The 16,778-nt window shown below is 66.7% G+C and carries 13 protein-coding genes; 3 read left to right on the forward strand and 10 right to left on the reverse strand.

Annotation, left to right across the window (positions count from 1 at the left end):
- Nucleotides 1-54: 54 nt before the first annotated feature.
- The 4 genes from E6C72_RS10470 to E6C72_RS10485 all read right to left on the reverse strand — a co-directional run bounded on the left by E6C72_RS10470 (nt 55) and on the right by E6C72_RS10485 (nt 3,887).
- Nucleotides 55-648, reverse strand: coding sequence for a superoxide dismutase (locus E6C72_RS10470; protein WP_109443613.1), 594 nt, complete (start codon nt 646-648; stop codon nt 55-57).
- 5 nt (nt 649-653) lie between these two features.
- Nucleotides 654-2,042 carry a hydroxysqualene dehydroxylase HpnE gene (gene hpnE, locus E6C72_RS10475; RefSeq protein WP_109443612.1) on the reverse strand — a complete coding sequence of 463 codons (1,389 nt, stop codon included), beginning with the start codon at nt 2,040-2,042 and terminating at the stop codon, nt 654-656.
- The gene (gene hpnD / locus E6C72_RS10480) at nt 2,042-2,944 is read right to left on the reverse strand and encodes a presqualene diphosphate synthase HpnD (RefSeq protein WP_109443611.1); all 903 of its coding nucleotides are present in this window, start codon (nt 2,942-2,944) and stop codon (nt 2,042-2,044) included. The genes hpnE and hpnD overlap by 1 nt, the downstream gene beginning before the upstream one ends.
- 70 nt (nt 2,945-3,014) lie before the next feature.
- The gene (locus E6C72_RS10485) at nt 3,015-3,887 is read right to left on the reverse strand and encodes a squalene/phytoene synthase family protein (RefSeq protein ID WP_109443610.1); all 873 of its coding nucleotides are present in this window, start codon (nt 3,885-3,887) and stop codon (nt 3,015-3,017) included.
- A gap of 123 nt (nt 3,888-4,010) precedes the next feature.
- On the opposite strand from E6C72_RS10485, the gene E6C72_RS10490 reads away from it, so the two are divergent.
- Nucleotides 4,011-4,865, forward strand: coding sequence for a phytoene/squalene synthase family protein (locus E6C72_RS10490; RefSeq protein ID WP_109443609.1), 855 nt, complete (start codon nt 4,011-4,013; stop codon nt 4,863-4,865).
- A 22-nt stretch (nt 4,866-4,887) separates the two neighbouring features.
- Here the strand turns inward: E6C72_RS10490 and trmFO are convergent, their stop codons facing one another.
- The 5 genes from trmFO to E6C72_RS10515 all read right to left on the reverse strand — a co-directional run bounded on the left by trmFO (nt 4,888) and on the right by E6C72_RS10515 (nt 11,943).
- Nucleotides 4,888-6,231, reverse strand: coding sequence for a methylenetetrahydrofolate--tRNA-(uracil(54)-C(5))-methyltransferase (FADH(2)-oxidizing) TrmFO (gene trmFO, locus E6C72_RS10495; RefSeq protein WP_109443608.1), 1,344 nt, complete (start codon nt 6,229-6,231; stop codon nt 4,888-4,890).
- 205 nt (nt 6,232-6,436) lie between these two features.
- Entirely contained in the window at nt 6,437-6,634 is a 198-nt protein-coding gene (locus E6C72_RS10500; RefSeq protein WP_109443607.1) for a hypothetical protein, read from the reverse strand.
- Nucleotides 6,635-6,696: 62 nt separating this feature from the next.
- Complete coding sequence (gene uvrA, locus E6C72_RS10505; protein WP_109443606.1) at nt 6,697-9,564, reverse strand: excinuclease ABC subunit UvrA; 2,868 nt, start codon at nt 9,562-9,564, stop codon at nt 6,697-6,699.
- 159 nt (nt 9,565-9,723) lie between these two features.
- Nucleotides 9,724-11,340, reverse strand: a complete 1,617-nt coding sequence (locus E6C72_RS10510; RefSeq protein ID WP_109443605.1) for a CYTH and CHAD domain-containing protein — start codon at nt 11,338-11,340, stop codon at nt 9,724-9,726.
- Nucleotides 11,341-11,424: 84 nt separating this feature from the next.
- Nucleotides 11,425-11,943: a histidine phosphatase family protein gene (locus E6C72_RS10515; protein ID WP_109443604.1), complete on the reverse strand. Its 519-nt coding sequence runs from the start codon at nt 11,941-11,943 to the stop codon at nt 11,425-11,427.
- A 177-nt stretch (nt 11,944-12,120) separates the two neighbouring features.
- Here E6C72_RS10515 and E6C72_RS10520 point away from each other — a divergent pair, with 177 nt between their 5' ends.
- Both E6C72_RS10520 and E6C72_RS10525 read left to right on the forward strand, forming a co-directional pair.
- Nucleotides 12,121-14,268, forward strand: a complete 2,148-nt coding sequence (locus E6C72_RS10520) for an RNA degradosome polyphosphate kinase (protein WP_109443603.1) — start codon at nt 12,121-12,123, stop codon at nt 14,266-14,268.
- Between the two features lie 23 nt (nt 14,269-14,291).
- Nucleotides 14,292-15,848 carry a Ppx/GppA family phosphatase gene (locus E6C72_RS10525; RefSeq protein WP_109443602.1) on the forward strand — a complete coding sequence of 519 codons (1,557 nt, stop codon included), beginning with the start codon at nt 14,292-14,294 and terminating at the stop codon, nt 15,846-15,848.
- Nucleotides 15,849-15,915: 67 nt separating this feature from the next.
- Here the strand turns inward: E6C72_RS10525 and E6C72_RS10530 are convergent, their stop codons facing one another.
- On the reverse strand, nt 15,916-16,680 hold the full coding sequence (locus tag E6C72_RS10530; protein ID WP_109443601.1) for an SDR family oxidoreductase: 765 nt from the start codon (nt 16,678-16,680) through the stop codon (nt 15,916-15,918).
- Nucleotides 16,681-16,778 lie beyond the last annotated feature (98 nt).

Below are 16,778 nucleotides of genomic sequence, written 5' to 3' on the forward strand. Positions count from 1 at the left end.
GACAAAGGCGCCCTTTCGGGCGCCTTTGCGTTTTCGAACCCTCGACGGGACACCTTACGCGGCCAGCTGCTCGGCGGCGAAGTCCCAGTTGGCGAGGTTGTCGATGACCGCCTTCACGAAATCGGCGCGGCGGTTCTGGAAATCGACGTAGTAGGCATGCTCCCACACGTCGATGGTGAACAGCGGCTTCTGGCCGTGCGCCAGCGGGGTGTCGGCGTTGCCGGTCTTGCCGACCTTCAGCTTGCCGCCATCCAGGTACAGCCAGGCCCAGCCCGAGCCGAACTGGGTCAGGGCGGCCTGGGTCAGTTCTTCCTTGAACTTCTCGACGCTGCCGAAGTCGGCGACGATGCGCTGCTCCAGGGCGGCCGGCATCTTGCCGCCATCCTTCTTCAGGCACTGCCAGAAGAAGGTGTGGTTCCACACCTGGGCGGCGTTGTTGAAGATGCCGACCTTGGACGAATCGCCGGCGGCGGCCTTGATGACCTCCTCCAGGCTGGCGTCGGCCAGCGGGGTGTCCTTGGTCAGGTTGTTCAGGTTGGTGACGTAGGTCTGGTGGTGCTTGTCATGGTGCAGGTGCAGGGTCTCCGACGAGATGTACGGAGCCAGAGCGTCGTACGCATACGGAAGCGGCGGAAGTTCGAACGCCATTTGATTTACCCTCTCTTCTTTGATTGTCCTTCCGGGCCGGGCCTTGCGAGCACGGCACCTCCGTCCGTCCAAATAGGCCGATGACGGAAGCTTGTGAAGGCCGGAAACACTCTCGAACGTCGTATAGGGTTATTTCCATTCGACAAAGTGGCCTGCGCCGCCCGGTTGCCGGAGCGCACGGCAGCCTCCAACGTGGCGGGAAGTCCCGTTTCCGTCCAATCGCCGGCCAGCATCAGGTTGCTCCAGCGGGTGCGCGTTTCCGGTCGGCGCGCGACCGAGTCGGAAGACTGGTCGGGGGTCGCCCGCCGCTCCTTCACCACGCGGAAGGGCGGAATCGTGGCCCCGAGTCGCGGTGCCGGGCGCAGGTGGGGGGCGATCTCCGCCCACAGCCGGCCGGCGATCTCCTCGGCCGGCAGATTGGCCAAGGCATCGGCGTCGCTGATGGTGACCGACAGCAGGTCGTCGCGGAGGAACAGCCATTCCGCCATGCCACCGACCAGCCCGACGAAGGGCAGGCCGCCCGGCAGCCCCGCCGGTCCGTCGAGCTGGATGTGCAGATTGACGATGGCCGGCCCCGGCGGCGGCACCGTCAGCCCGGGGAGGAGCCGCTCTGCCACCCAGGCCGGCGTGGCGAGAATCATGCTGTCCGCCGGGCTGAGAGAGACGGCGCTTCCGCCGGCTGAGAAGGAGGTGATGCGATCGTGCTCGACGGTCAGCCCATCGACCCGCGCCCCGAGATGCAGCGCCGCGCCAGCGGTTCGCAGACAGGCCAGGGCTGGATCAACGAAAGCGTCGGACAGGCCCCGTGGTGCCAGCACCGGCCTACAGGCCGCCTCTCCGCGCAGCAGCGTCTCGCGAAGCACCGCACCGAACAGGCGGGCGGAGATCCGCTCCACCGGCCCATTCAGAGCGGACACCGCCAGAGGGCGCCACAGCGGCTCGAACAGGGGTCCGGATGTCGGCAGGCGGTCGGCGACGGAGTGATGTCGGCCGGCAGTCAGGCAGCGCAGGGCGGCCAGATAGTCGAGCGGCCGGCTTCCCGGCACCCGGCGCCCCGGGTCGAATAGCCACAACCCGCCGGGGCGCAGGGTCCAGGTCCTGCCGTCGCGCAGATCGAGAAAGGGGAAGGCCGCCGGCCGCAGTTCCTTCAGTGCATCGGCCCCGCCGGTCTTCCGGGCGTAGTCGAGCAGTGTCCGGTTGCCGCTGAGCACCATGTGGTTGCCGTTGTCGATCGACCGGCCCAAAGCGGGGTCATGGAAGCTGCGGCAACGTCCGCCCGCCTGCGGAGCCTGTTCATAAAGCGCGACGCGTCGTCCCGCCTCCGTCAGCCGGACCGCGGCGGCCAGCCCGGCGAGACCCGCACCGATGACATGGACGATCCCGCTGTCGCTCATCAGGCGGCCGGTGGAATGCCGAGCATGCAGCGCACCGCCACCCAGGCGCTTTCCCGCCGACCGACCCGCACCCGGGCCGTCAGGTCGCGCCAGCCGGCTGCCCGCAGGCGCTTCAGCAGCCGGTGATAGAGAACCATCATCGCCGTGGCAGCCCACAGAGATCCGCGCGCCTGTCCGGCGATGGCGGCCTGTGCCTCGGCGAAGCGCACCTCGGCGAGATCGGCCAGCGCCGCACAGGCTTCCGGCAGAGCCGGATGGGTCAGGACCGCGTTCGGATCGCTGCCGTCGATGCCGGCCGCCGCCAGCAGCTCACGCGGCAGGTAAAGCCGGCCCAGTTCGGCGTCCTCGGCGAGATCGCGCAGGATGTTGGTCAATTGCAAGGCCTCGCCCAGTGCCAGGGCAAAGCGTTCGGTGGCGGGATCGGCGCGATCGAAGACGCGGATCGCCAGCATGCCGACGGCACCGGCGACGCGCCGGCAATAGAGCCGCAGTGCGTCGAGGTCGGGAGCCCGCATCCCATCGGAACCGGACTCTTCACCCGCGACATCCATCGCCATCCCGTCGATCAGCGCCTCCAGTTCGGCTCTTGGCAGGCCGTAGCGCTCGATGGCGCCCTTCAGGGCGGCGGTCAGCGGACCGTTGGGGGCACCGCCGATGTAAAGATCGCGGATGTCGCGCCGCCAGACATCCAGCGCGACCCGCTTGGCGGCGGGCTCGCCCGGTTCGTCGGCGATGTCGTCGATGCGGCGGCAGAAGGCATAGATGGCAAACATCGCCGCCCGCTTGGAGGCGGGCAGCAGACGCATCGGCCAGTAGAAGGTGCTGCCCGACCTGGCGGTGACGGCGGTCGCCGTATCAGGCACCTTCTTGTCCGGAGCCGTCTCCAGCGGCGGAGGAGTCATCAGCGGAATCCTGGGCATTGCACGTCGTAGCGTGCCTGTCGGTGCACGTCGCGACATGCGGCCCCGGAGTTTATGCGGCGGAGAAGCTCCGCGCCAGTCCCCGCACCACGGCGGCCAGCTTGTGGTGCGCCCCCAGCGTCACCCGCGCCTTCATCGGATCGCGGGCCTTCAGTCGCCGGGACAGCGACTCGGCGAGGCTGAGGATAACTGCCGCCTCCATCCGCAGGCCGCGATGCTGGATCAGGCCGGGCAAGGCCGCAGCACGTTCCAGCAGACGGTCGGTGTGCTCCAGCGCCTGATCGAAGATGGTGCGCAGGCGAACGTCGCTCTCGGCTTCCACCAGACGCTCGACACTGATGCCGGCCTCGTCGAACCAGCCGAGCGGGATGTAGCAGCGGCCGAGCCGGGTCCAGTCCTCCCGCGCGTCCTGGAGATGGTTCAGCACCTGCAAGGCCGAGCACAGCGCGTCCGACGCCGGTCCGGCCGCCACCCCTTCGCCATGCAGATCAAGCAGGTAACGGCCGACCGGATTGGCGGAGAAGCGGCAGTAGAGCAGCAAGTCGCTCCAGCTATGACAGCGGGCGCCGACCGAATCGCGGCGGAAGGCGCGCAGAACCTGCCGGGCGTGGCGGTCGCTGACGCCGGTCTTCTGCAGGCTCTCCCGCAGGTCAGTGGCCGGCTTCAGATACGCATGCTTGGCCTGGCCGGAGGTCAGCGCCCGTTCCAGTGCCTCCAGATAGGCCAGCTTGGTCTCCGGTTCGAGGTCCGGATCATCGGCGATGTCGTCGGCCAGACGGACGAAGCGATAGAAGGCGATCACATGCGGACGCAGATGCTTCGGTATGAGACGCGACGCGACGGGGAAGTTCTCTCCCGATTCGTCCTTGCGTGCGACCGGGCCGGTCTTGCGGGGTTTCGTCGGAGCGATATTGAAATCCGTCATGGGATCCCTGCCTGCTGCGCGTCGGGGCTGGCGGTGCGACCGTGTGTGCTTCATATAGGCGTAGCAACAGGCTTTGGCCCGTCCTTCCATCAATCCTCCCCTCTTTTTCCAATCGGGCATCCCATGGTGAAGGCTGCGACCGACCTGTCCTATTGCGGACGGGAGGTTCGGAAATATGACAACGACCACTTTCTGGCAGGTCTGTTCACCCCGGCCGACAGGCGAGAGGCGATTTTCGCGCTCTACGCCTTCAACCTTGAGATCGCGAAAACGCGGGAGGTGGTCAGCGAACCGATCCTTGGCCAGATGAGACTGCAATTCTGGCGCGACGGCATCGAGGCCGTCTATGAGGATGGACCCGTACCGCGCCACGAGGTGATGGAACCGCTCGCCCAGGCCGCGCGTGGGCTAGGGCTCAGCCGTGCCCTGTTCGACCGGCTGATCGATGCGCGGGAAGCCGATCTGGACGACACCCCGCCGGCCGACCTGACCTGTCTCGTCAACTATGCCGAGGTGACTGGGGCGCCGCTGGTCCAGCTGGCGCTGGAGATTCTGGGTGTGCGGGATGCGGCGGCGATGACGGCCGGCCGTCATGTCGGCATCGCCTACGCCCTCTCCGGCATCCTGCGCGCCGTACCGTTCCTGGCCCGCCAGCACCGGCAGCGCCTGCCGGAAGACCTGATGCAGCGGCACGGTGCCAGCAGCGAGGACCTGTTTGCCGGCCGCTCGATGCCGGCGCTGCGTCCGGTGGTGGGGGAGATCGCCGATGTCGCCCTCAAGCATCTGCACAAGGCCCGTGCCCTGCGCCGCGACATCCCGAAAGCGGCGGTTCCGGCACTGCTGCCGGCGACCCTGGCCGACCTGCATCTGTCAGTCATCGCGCGGGAAGGGAACGACGTGTTCGCCCCGCGCGTGCTGCTGACGAATCCGTTCCGGCAGATCAGGCTGGGTTGGGCGGCGATGCGCGGGCGTTACTGACGCCCGCGCTTACCCCTGCCGATCAACCCTTCAGCCAGCCGTCCAGGTCTGCCAGTGCCCGGCGGGTGTAGGCCAGCTTTCGGTCACGGCCGCGGATCTTGTCGTCAACCGGCGGGAACAGGCCGAAATTGACGTTCATCGGCTGGTAAGTCTCGGCCTCCGCCCCGCCGGTGATGTGGCCGAGGATGGCGCCGAGCGCCGTCGTCACCGGCGGCGTGCTGATTTCCCGGCCCAGCCGTTCGGCAGCGGCGAAGCGACCGGCGAGCAGACCGACGGCGGCGCTCTCCACATAGCCCTCGCAGCCGGTGACCTGTCCGGCGAAGCGCAGGCGGGGCAGCGACTTCAGTCGCAGCGCGGCGTCGAGGATGCGCGGGCTGTTCAGGAAGGTGTTGCGGTGCATGCCGCCCAGCCGCGCAAACTCCGCGTTCTCCAGGCCGGGGATCATGCGGAAGATGCGCGCCTGTTCGGCATGGCGCAGTTTGGTCTGGAAGCCGACGAGGTTGTACAGCGTGCCCAGCGCATTGTCCTGGCGCAGCTGGACCACCGCATAGGGGCGGCGTTCCGGCTTGTGCGGGTTGGTCAGGCCAACCGGCTTCATCGGACCATAGCGCAGGGTGTCGACGCCACGCTCCGCCATCACCTCGATGGGCAGGCAACCCTCGAAGTAGGGGGTGTTCTTCTCCCACTCCTTGAAGTCGATCTTCTCGCCCTCGATCAGCGCGGCGATGAAGGCGCGGTATTCGTCCTTCTCGAAGGCGCAGTTGATATAGTCCTTGCCGGTGCCGCCGGGACCGGGCTTGTCGTAGCGCGACTGGAACCAGGCTTTCGACAGGTCGATGCTCTCCAGATAGACGATGGGAGCGATGGCGTCGAAGAAGGCCAGCGATTCTTCGCCGGTCTGGCTGCGCACCGCTTCCGCCAGGGCGGGGGAGGTGAGGGGACCGGTGGCGACGATGACGCTGTCCCACTCATCTGGCGGCAGGCCGGCGACCTCCTCGCGCTGGATGGTGATGAGCGGGTGGGTGGACACGGCTTCCGTCACCGCATCGGCGAAGCCGTCGCGGTCCATGGCGAGCGCCCCGCCGGCCGGCACCTTGTGCGCGTCGGCACAACGCAGGATCAGCGAGCCGCAGCGCCGCATTTCCTCATGCAGCAGCCCCACCGCATTGTATTCCGCGTCGTCCGACCGGAAGGAGTTGGAGCAGACCAGTTCCGCCAGCTTGTCGGTGTCGTGGGCCTCGGTCTTGCGGACCGGCCGCATCTCGTGCAGCACGACAGGCACGCCGCGCGAGGCGAGCTGCCACGCGGCTTCCGAGCCGGCGAGACCGCCGCCGATGACATGGACGGGACGAAGGGAGTCGGTCATGGAGCTGATGTTCCAAACAAAAGACTGCGGACGATTCGCGCGCAATCTAGGCTGTCCGCTCCGAAAACGACAGTCCTCAAACGGCATCGATCAGACACAGATCAGCCGGCCTTCGTAAGGAAGGCCGGCTGCAAGTCGATCAGGAGTCAGTCAGAACATCGATCCAAGCCAAACAGAGGCCAGAGGCGTCAACCAGGGCAGCCGCTCACTCGCTCTTCGTCGTCGTGCTGCGTTCGATGGTTGTCGACCCGGTCGGGGCCGGCGTCACGGTGGTCGAGCCGTAGCTCGGGGTTGTCGTCGTCGTGGTCGTCGTGCTGGTGGTGGATTTGTCGGATCCGCAGGCCGCCAGCAGCAGGGCCGCACCCAGGGCGGCCCCCACACCGGTCAGAAGCGTCTTGCTCATGCCCCTCGTCTCCCATTCAGTGCGAACTCTGCCGGGGATAACGCGGCGCAGCTTGTGTTTGTTCACGCCCTCTTTCGGGTTGCCGATTTCCGCACCGCCGGCTTCGCCTTCAGGTAAGGGGCAAGGTACCGGCCGGTGTAGCTGCGCTCCACCTTCGCCACGTCTTCCGGGGTGCCTTCGGCAACGATCTCGCCGCCGCCGGTGCCGCCCTCCGGCCCCAGGTCGATGATCCAGTCGGCGGTTTTGATGACCTCCAGATTATGTTCGATCACCAGCACCGTGTTCCCCTGATCGACCAGGGCATGCAGCACCTCCATCAGCTTTTCGACGTCGGCGAAGTGCAGGCCGGTGGTCGGTTCGTCGAGGATGTACAGCGTGCGGCCGGTGGCGCGGCGGCTCAGTTCCTTGGACAGCTTGACGCGCTGCGCCTCGCCGCCCGACAGCGTCGTCGCCGCCTGCCCGATGTGGATGTAACCGAGTCCGACCCGTTCCAGCGTGTCCAGCTTGTCGCGGATGCCGGGAACCGCCTTGAAGAACTCCTTGCCCTCCTCGACCGTCATGTCGAGCACGTCGGCGATGGTCTTGTCGCGATAGGTGACTTCCAGCGTCTCGCGGTTGTAGCGCTTGCCGTGGCAGACGTCGCAGGTGACGTAGACGTCGGGCAGGAAGTGCATCTCGATCTTGATGACACCGTCGCCCTGGCAAGCCTCGCAGCGCCCGCCCTTGACGTTGAAGGAGAAGCGGCCGGGGCCGTAGCCGCGTGCCTTTGCCTCCGGCAGGCCGGCAAACCAGTCGCGCATCGGCGTGAAGGCCCCGGTGTAGGTCGCAGGGTTGGAACGCGGGGTGCGGCCGATCGGCGACTGGTCGATGTCGATGACCTTATCGAGATGCTCCAGGCCAAGCACCGCGTCATGCTCAGCCGGATGCTCGCGGGCCCCCATCAGCTTGCGCGCCACCGCCTTGTACAGCGTCTCGATGATGAGTGTCGACTTGCCGCCCCCGGACACGCCGGTCACGCAGGTGAAGGTGCCGAGTGGAATCTTGGTCGAGACGTTCCGGAGGTTGTTGGCACGGGCGCCCTGCACCTCCAGGAACTGGCCGGGATGGCCGGGCCGGCGGGTGTCTGGCACCGGAACGAAGCGGGTGCCGTTCAGATACTGGGCGGTGATGCTGTCGGGGTTCTTCTGGACCTCCTCCGGCGTTCCCTGGGCAATGACCGTGCCGCCATGCTGGCCGGCACCGGGACCCATATCGACCAGATAGTCGGCGCTGCGGATCGCGTCCTCGTCATGCTCTACGACGACCACCGTGTTACCGATGTCGCGCAGGCGTTTCAGCGTCTCCAGCAGCCGGTCGTTGTCGCGCTGGTGCAGGCCGATGGACGGTTCATCCAGCACATAGAGCACGCCTGTCAGGCCGGAGCCGATCTGCGAAGCCAGCCGGATGCGCTGGCTCTCGCCGCCCGACAAGGTGCCCGAGCCGCGGCTGAGCGTCAGATACTCAAGCCCGACGGCGTTAAGGAAGCCGAGCCGCTCGTTGATCTCCTTCAGGATTCGGTAGGCGATCTCGCGGTCTTTCGGACGCAGATGCTCGTTCAACTCGCTGAACCAAACGCCGGCGCCGGCAATGGAAAGCTCCGCCGCTTCGGAGATGTTGCATCCACGGATCTTGACCGCCAGCGCCTCCGGCTTCAGCCGCGCGCCCTTGCAGACCTCGCAGGGCTGCGAGGACTGGTATTTCGACAGCTCGTCGCGTGTCCAGGCGCTGTCGGTCTCGCGGTAGCGCCGTTCCAGATTGTTGACGATTCCTTCAAACGCCTTGTTGGTCTGGTAGCGCCGCAGGCCGTCGTCATAGGTCATGGTGATCGGCGAGCCGTCGGACCCGAACAGGATGGTCTGGCGTACCTTTTCCGGCAGATCCTGCCACGGCGTGGTCATCGACACGCCGAAATGCTCGCAGATGCTGTCCAGCGTCTGGTCGTAATATTTGGAGGTCGAACCGGCCCACGGCGCGATGGCGCCCTTGGACAGCGACAGCCGCTCGTCCGGCACCACCAGCATCGGGTCGAAATAGATCTTGCTACCCAATCCGTCGCAGGCCGGGCAGGCACCGAACGGGTTGTTGAAGGAGAACAGCCGCGGCTCGATCTCTGGAATCGTGAAGCCGCTGACCGGGCAGGCGAATTTCTGCGAGAAGACGGTCTGCTCGTTGGTCTCGGCATTCTCGACCCAGACAATGCCGTCGGCCAGACCCAACGCGGTCTCCAGCGAATCGGCCAGACGGTTGCCCAACCCCTCGCGGACCACGATGCGGTCGACCACCACCTCGATGTCGTGCTTCAGCTTCTTGTTGAGCGCCGGCACCTCGTCGATCTCGTACATGGTGCCGTCGACCCGCACGCGCTGGAAACCGCGCTTGCGCAGATCCTGGATCTCCTTCTTGTACTCCCCCTTGCGGCCTCGCACGAAAGGGGCCAGCAGCAGCAGGCGCGTGCCTTCCGGCATCGCCATGATGCGGTCGACCATCTGGCTGACCGTCTGGCTTTCGATCGGCAGGCCGGTGGCCGGCGAATAGGGGATGCCGACCCGCGCCCACAAGAGGCGCATGTAGTCGTAGATCTCCGTCACCGTACCGACGGTGGAGCGCGGATTCTTCGAGGTCGTCTTCTGTTCGATGGAGATGGCCGGCGACAGCCCCTCGATCGAATCGACGTCCGGCTTCTGCATCAGCTCCAGGAACTGCCGCGCGTAGGCCGACAGGCTCTCCACATAGCGGCGCTGCCCCTCGGCATAGATCGTGTCGAAGGCGAGCGACGACTTGCCCGATCCCGATAGGCCGGTGATGACGATCAGCTCGTCGCGCGGCAGATCCACGTCGACGTTCTTCAGGTTATGTTCCCGCGCGCCGCGGACGCTGATGTACTTGTTCATGGAGTGTTCTTTTACCCGAAGCTTTTCCGGATGGAAAGCGGCAAGGCGCCGCGACGCATGACGAAAAGCGGCTGGAAGAGGAATTGATCCCCTGCCACCGGTCGGCTGACGATATATGCGCCGGTTGCGCCATTGCCACCGGCGCCCGGCGCGGGGCGGTCATGACCAGAAGGGCGGCACCGCGCGGAAACGTTTCCACAACTCCGGCAGCGCCTTGCGCCGCTTGTCCGACTGGCGGTCGATCCAGACGGCCACCGCGCCAATCGTCTTCGGATCCGCCCCGGTCAGCGATCCCAACATGCGGGCGCTGGTGACTGCATCCTGATCGGCGTCCAGCGCCGCCTGCAGAGGTTCCAGCACCGCGAAGAAGGGCAGGGTGGCGGATTCCGGATAAAGACCACGGAAGAAGTCGGCGGTGTAGCGCAGCAGGCGCAGGCGCCGGCGCAGCTTGTCGCGCCCCTTGGCGTCCTCCGGCGGCTTCACAGTCTTGCCGAGCTTCGCCATCCGTGCCGACAGCCAGCCGCCGGCCAGCGTCGTGACCGGTGCCGACAGCGCCATTCGCCGATCGCCGTCGGCGTCCGACAGCCAGCGGCCATGTTCCAGCCATGCGGCGAGGCTCAGGACCATGGTGGTGCAGCCGGGGGCCAGGATCGCCGCCATGGCCTCCCGCGCCGGACCGGCGCCGGCGGACCGGGCCAGCGCCGCCAGCCGCTCCAGCGCCGCGCGGTCGATCGTCGAGGCGGCCTTTGGATCGGCGAGAAGCGGGTCGATGACGCCGGACAACAGAACGTCCCAGCCACGGGCCGGCCCCAGCCGCTTGGCCAGCGCGCGGCTTTCCTCGACCAGCCGGTCGGCCTCGGGCGAGGCGACATGCGGCGCGAAAAGCCGATGGGCGATGCGCAGCCGGCGCAGCGCCACGCGCATGCGGTGCAGCCCCTCGACGTCGGCACCGCCCAGCGCGCAGGATTCGTTGGCAAGGAACTGGCGCAACGCCTGACGCAGGATGTGGCGATAAGCCTCCGCCACCGTGGTCAGCGGCGACAGACCAAGCGGTTCGGCTTCCACCGGTCCCGGCGCCTTGCCGGTGACCAGCCGCAGACCGGCCTCCGCCTTGCTGTCGGTGCCGATCCGCATTGGAATGGCCGCTTGCAGGGTCAGCGCCAGATCGAACAGGCTGGCGACCTTGCCCGCCTTCAGTTCCAGTTCGACTTCGCTGATCGGCAGGGACTCGCCACCGGCATAGATGCCGCCGTCATCCACCGCCAGTTCGACCGCCGTCAGCGGATCGGGACGCAGCAGAAGGGTGGTGCGGCGGAAATCGGTGATGAACAGGCAGTCCAGCGCGTCGAGCGCCGCCGCCGGCACAAGTCCGGCGACGCCTGGATCGGTCAACGCACCGATATCGACCGCCTCGCCGGCAACGATCCAGTCCCACTCCCGTCGCACCGCGACCGCGGCGGAATCGCCTGGGCTGGCGCTGTTGACCGTCTTCAAGGTCTGGACGAAGCGGTCGCCCTCCTGCCGGACGCGCAAGGCCACGCCGTTGGCGGCGAGCTTCAGGTCCGGCGTGTCGAAATAGGCGGTGCGCAGCCTCTGTGTCGCCGCCGGGCCATCGGCAATCGCCACCAGCCCCGGCAGCGCCGCCACCCGTGCCAGATCCGCCGGCGCCGCATGCAGCTTCAGCTCCACCTCGCGGAAGGCGGGTGTGGAGGGCTGCGCATCGGGAACAGGCTGCTGGCTGCCGGGCGGTGCCGTGGGGGGGCTGACGGGGGTCAAGGGGCGGCTTCCTCCCGAATCCGGCCGGGGAACGGCGTGGAACTGTTCAGGTGGATCCGTGGATACCCCAACCGCCGCCGCAGGTTAAGAGAGTTTACGCGGTTGCACAAAATCCGCCAGCCGGCCGGCACCCAGTTCGAGGTGTGCCCAATGCAGCGTCTCGAAGACCAGGACGGCGCAGGTGCCGGTCGGGAACTTGTCGGTTAGGTCATGGCGGAGACCATGATCGCCGCTGCCGGTCAGGGCATTCGCCAGCTCGTGCAGGTCGGGGTTGTGCGCCACCAGCATCAGGCCGGTCGCAGAATCCGGCGCGTCGCGCAGCCGTTCCAGCAGCGTACGGGCGCCGCACAGATACAGGCCCCGTTCATGCTCCACCGGCGGATAGGGGGCACCCATGGCCATCATCACCCGCTTGCGAGTTTCCACCGCCCGCAAGGCGGTCGAACAGAGAACGAGGTCGATGTGCGCGTGATGCTTGCCCAGATAGGCGCCGACCAGGGTCGCCGCCTTTTCCCCACGGGCGTTCAGCGGACGGTCGTGATCGCCCAGCGACGGATCGTCCCAGGAGGATTTGGCGTGGCGCAGCAGGAACAGCGTCTTCATGGAGGAAATCGGCCGTCAGGGGAGGGGCGGGGAGGGAGAGTGCGCAGTCTTTAACCAAATGGGAGTCCTGAAACCGTAACGCATATGGGATACTCTGTCTGCCCACCATATAACCGGTGTCGGCACCGCCCAAAAGCGGCTGACGGCGTTCGGGGTTTCAAGATTTCAGAGGTCGACGTGACGCATCTCCAGGAACTCGATTCGGTCGGTATCGAGCCAAACGCTCCGGAACGCTTCATCAACCGTGAGCTTTCGTGGCTGGCCTTCAACCAGCGCGTTCTGGACGAGGCGGCCAACCCGCACCACCCGCTTCTGGAGCGGCTGCGCTTCCTGTCGATCTCCGCCAGCAATCTCGACGAATTCTACATGGTCCGCGTCGCCGGCCTGAAAGGGCAGGTGGCCGCCGGCGTGAAGGCGCCCAGCCCTGAGAATCTGACGCCCGCTCAGCAGCTCGTGGCCGTGAAACAGCGCATTGCGGCGCTGATGGACAGCCAGCAGACGATGTGGCGCTCGCTGAAGGGCGAACTGCGCGATGCCGGCATCTCGGTCGTCGATCCGGCCGACCTCAGCGAAGGCGAACTGGATTGGCTGGAAGCCAAGTTCCTGGACGACATCTTCCCGATTCTGACGCCGATCGCCGTCGACCCGGCCCACCCCTTCCCGTTCCTGCCGAATCTCGGCTTCTCGCTGGCGCTTCAGCTGCACGATCCGGTCAAGGGCCGGCACATCGACGCGCTTGTGCCGCTGCCGACGCAGCTGGAGCGGTTCCTGCGCCTGCCGGGATCGGACATCCGCTTCATCCAGTTGGAAAAGGTGGTGATGCAGTTCATCGACCGCCTGTTCCCTCCGTTCCAGGTCAAGGCGCACGGCGTCTTCCGCGTGCTGCGCGACAGCGAAATCGAAATCGAGGAAGAGGCCGAAGACCTCGTCCGCACCTTTGAAAGCGCGCTGAAGCGCCGCCGCCGCGGCAGCGTGATCCGGCTCGCCACCGACAGCGGCATGGCGGCCGACCTGCGCGAGTTCCTGCGGCATGAGCTGAATGTCGCGTCGGACGACGTCTTCATCCTGGACGGGCTGATCGGCCTGACCGACACCAAGCAGTTGATCGTCGACGAGCGGCCGGATCTGGTCTTCCGCCCCTTCAACGCCCGTTTCCCGGAGCGGATCCGCGATTTCGGCGGGGATTGCTTCGCCGCGATCCGCCACAAGGACATCGTCGTCCATCACCCCTACGAATCCTTCGACGTGGTGGTGCAGTTCATCCGTCAGGCAGCGCGCGATCCGCAGGTGGTCGCCATCAAGCAGACGCTCTACCGCACCAGCAAGGACAGCCCGATCGTCGCCGCCCTGATCGAGGCGGCGGAGGCCGGCAAGTCGGTGACGGCGCTGGTCGAACTGAAGGCCCGATTCGACGAGGAGGCGAACATCCGCTGGGCGCGCGATCTGGAACGCGCCGGCGCCCAGGTGGTCTACGGCTTCGTCGACCTGAAGACGCACGCCAAGGTGTCGCTGGTGGTGCGGCGCGAGAAGAGGGCGTTGCGCAGCTACGTCCACTTCGGCACCGGCAACTATCACCCGATCACCGCCAAGGTCTACACCGACCTGTCCTTCTTCACCTGCGACCCGGCGCTGTGCCACGATGCCGCCGTCATGTTCAACTTCATGACCGGCTATGCCACGCCGAAGGTGCTGGAAAAGATCGCCATCGCGCCGATCACCCTGCGCCAGCGCCTGTCCGACCTGATCGAGGCGGAGATCGCCCATGCCGCCGCCGGCCGTCCGGCGTCGATCTGGGTGAAGCTGAACTCCCTGGTCGATCCGGTCATCATCGACAAGCTGTACAAGGCCTCGCAGGCCGGCGTTCAGATCGACATGATCATCCGCGGCATCTGCTGCCTGCGGCCGGGCGTGAAGGGCCTGTCGGAGAACATCCGCGTGCGCAGCATCGTCGGCCGATTCCTTGAGCATGGCCGCGTCATCTGCTTCGGCAACGGCCATCCAATGCCCAGCAATCAGGCGAAGGTGTTCATCTCCTCGGCCGACTGGATGACCCGCAACCTGGACCGCCGCATCGAAACCCTGGTTCCCATCGAGAATCCGACGGTGCATGAACAGGTGCTCGACCAGATCATGGTCGCCAACATGAAGGACGACGCAAGCACCTGGAAGCTGGGCCCCGATGGCGTGTACCATCGTATCAAGGCTGGCCCGGACGCATTCAGCGCCCATAATTACTTCATGACCAACCCCAGCCTGTCCGGCCGGGGCAGCGCGCTCAGCAGCAAGCGCACGCCGCCGCGGCTGATGCTGCACACGGTGTCCTGAGGGCGGGTGACGGGAGCGAGAGTATGAGCAAGGACAAACGCGCCGCCGCCTTCCCGGGCGACGTTGGGCAGGCGGGCGTCGGCGGAATCGGCATGGCCGCTTCCGCCGAGCGTGTCGGCGTGATCGATATCGGGTCGAACTCCATCCGTCTCGTCGTCTATGACGGGCTGACCCGGTCGCCGCTCGCCCTGTTCAATGAGAAAGTGTTGTGCGGTCTGGGCCGTGGCGTTGAAAAAGCGGGCGTACTGAACCCCGACGGCGTCGCCCAGGGCCTGGCGGCGCTGGAGCGCTTCGCCACGCTGGCCCAGGGCATGCGCGTCGGCCGTCTGGACGTGATTGCGACCGCCGCGGTGCGCGACGCCCGCGATGGGGCGGCTTTCGTCGACGCCATCCGCCGCCGCGCCGGCTTGACCGTCCGTGTCATCAACGGCGAGGAGGAGGCGCGGCTGTCCGCCATGGGCGTGCTGTCCGGCACCCCCGGTGCCGATGGCCTCGTCGGCGATCTCGGCGGCGGCAGCCTTGAGCTGGTGACGCTCGACCGCGGGGTGATCGGCAAGCAGGTGACCCTGCCGCTCGGCCCGCTGCGGCTGATGGAGGTCGGATCGGCCAAGGGTGGTCCGGCCAAGCTGATCGACCAGCATCTGGAATCGCTGCCCTGGCTGCCGGCCATGAAGGGTCGGCCCTTCTACCCGGTCGGCGGAAGCTGGCGCGCCATCGCCAAGCTGCATATGGAGCAGTCCGGCCATCCGCTGCACATCATCCACCACTACACCATCCCGTCGGCCGACGCCCGGGAGTTCACCGGCCTGATCGGCCGGCAGAGCCGGTCATCGCTGGAGAAGATGGCGGGGTCGCGTCGCCGGCTCGACACGCTGCCGTTTGCCGGGCTGGTCCTGGAACGGCTGCTGCGCATCGCCCAGCCGTCGAAGCTGGTCTTTTCCGCCTACGGCCTGCGCGAAGGGCATCTCTATTCGCTGCTGTCGCCGGAAGGCCAGCGCGAGGATCCGCTGATGGCGTCGGCCGCCGATTGGGCACGCCGCTTCGTGCGGATGGGCGATCCGGCCCTGCTGATGTCCTGGACCGCCGGGCTGTTCGCCGGCGAGGACGACAATTCCATCCGCCTGCGCCATGCCGCTTGCCTGCTGAGCGACGTCGGCTGGGCCGACCATCCCGATTACCGGGCGGAGCATGCCTTCCTGCGTGTGTTGCGCTATCCGTTCCCGGCGTTGGACCATGATGAACGCGCCTTCCTGGCGCTCGCAGCCCATGCCCGCTATGCCGGCACCATCGACGTGCCGCTGACCGCGGCAATTCGGACGCTGCTGACCGAAGGGCAGGGGATGAAGGCGCTGGTGTTGGGTTTGGCGCTGCGTCTTGCCCACACACTGTCCGGCGGCGCGACGGCCTTGCTTGAGCGCACCAGCCTGAAGGTCGGGGATGGTCGCATCGTGCTGACCCTGCCAGACGACGGCAGCGTTCCGGCCGGCGAGGCGGTCCAGCGCCGCATCGATTCGTTGGCCAAGGCGATGAATCTCAAGGGTGACGTGATACAGCCGCTGCGTCCGCAGGCGGCGGAGTAGAACAGGGAAGACGGGCCGACCGCTGGATGGCAGGACGATCGGCCCCTACCCCGTAACATTTGTCCCGTCAGGTTCGGGTGATCGAAACGCCGCCATCCACCAGCAGCGCGGTTCCGGTGGTGAAGCTGGACATGCCCGACGCCAGATAAAGCGCCGACTGTGCGATTTCCCGCGGTTTGGCCAGCCGCTTCAGCGCGTGCAGACCCTGAACGAAGGCCAGAGCCTCCGGCGTGTTCGACACCGCCCGTCCCATCGGCGTGTCGGTGCCGCCCGGCAGCAGGGCGTTGGCGCGGATCCCCCGTTGTCCATACTCGGCCGCGATCACCTGCATCAAGCCGATCAGCCCGGCCTTGCTCGCCGCGTAGGCCGCCATTCCTGGAAAGCCGACGGTATGGCCGACGAAGGTCGAGGTGAAGATCAGCGATCCGCCGCCACGGGCCAACAGGGCCGGAATCTGCTGTTTGGCGGCGTGAAAAGCGCTGGTCAGGTTGGTCTCAATCACCTCATGCCAATTTTCCGCTGTCATTTCTGGAAGCGGGACCTGGGCCCCGGTGGTTCCGGCATTGTTGAAGGCGATATCCAGACCGCCGAACTGGTGCGTCGCAACCTGAACGGCTTCGGATGCGACCACTGCATCCGCAACACTGCCCGCCACCGCGACGGCTTGGCCGCCATTGTCCCGAATCCGGTTCGCCAGTCGCTCCAACTCGTCATGCCTCCGGGCCACGAGCACCAGCTTCGCGCCATGTTCGGCGAACAGCAGAGCAGTCTCGCGTCCGATTCCGGAGCTGGCGCCAGTGATGATTGCAGTTTTCCCGTCGAGCTGTCCCATTGCCATTCTCCCTTGCGATGAACTGTCCGAGACTTGCGAAAACGGCAGCGTCCGGGCTATCCGGTTCTTGCTTTCGAATTCGCAACGCGACGGCGATT

The organism is Azospirillum sp. TSH100 (assembly GCF_004923295.1).
Taxonomy (GTDB): Bacteria; Pseudomonadota; Alphaproteobacteria; order Azospirillales; family Azospirillaceae; genus Azospirillum.

What these genes read in the sequence shown, in the direction of transcription:
- E6C72_RS10470 (WP_109443613.1), bottom strand. Translation starts at nt 648, where the DNA reads ATGGCGTTCGAACTTCCGCCGCTTCCGTATGCGTACGACGCTCTGGCT.
- hpnE (WP_109443612.1), bottom strand. Translation starts at nt 2,042, where the DNA reads ATGAGCGACAGCGGGATCGTCCATGTCATCGGTGCGGGTCTCGCCGGG.
- hpnD (WP_109443611.1), bottom strand. Translation starts at nt 2,944, where the DNA reads ATGACTCCTCCGCCGCTGGAGACGGCTCCGGACAAGAAGGTGCCTGAT.
- E6C72_RS10485 (WP_109443610.1), bottom strand. Translation starts at nt 3,887, where the DNA reads ATGACGGATTTCAATATCGCTCCGACGAAACCCCGCAAGACCGGCCCG.
- E6C72_RS10490 (WP_109443609.1), top strand. Translation starts at nt 4,011, where the DNA reads ATGGTGAAGGCTGCGACCGACCTGTCCTATTGCGGACGGGAGGTTCGG.
- trmFO (WP_109443608.1), bottom strand. Translation starts at nt 6,231, where the DNA reads ATGACCGACTCCCTTCGTCCCGTCCATGTCATCGGCGGCGGTCTCGCC.
- E6C72_RS10500 (WP_109443607.1), bottom strand. Translation starts at nt 6,634, where the DNA reads ATGAGCAAGACGCTTCTGACCGGTGTGGGGGCCGCCCTGGGTGCGGCC.
- uvrA (WP_109443606.1), bottom strand. Translation starts at nt 9,564, where the DNA reads ATGAACAAGTACATCAGCGTCCGCGGCGCGCGGGAACATAACCTGAAG.
- E6C72_RS10515 (WP_109443604.1), bottom strand. Translation starts at nt 11,943, where the DNA reads ATGAAGACGCTGTTCCTGCTGCGCCACGCCAAATCCTCCTGGGACGAT.
- E6C72_RS10525 (WP_109443602.1), top strand. Translation starts at nt 14,292, where the DNA reads ATGAGCAAGGACAAACGCGCCGCCGCCTTCCCGGGCGACGTTGGGCAG.
- E6C72_RS10530 (WP_109443601.1), bottom strand. Translation starts at nt 16,680, where the DNA reads ATGGGACAGCTCGACGGGAAAACTGCAATCATCACTGGCGCCAGCTCC.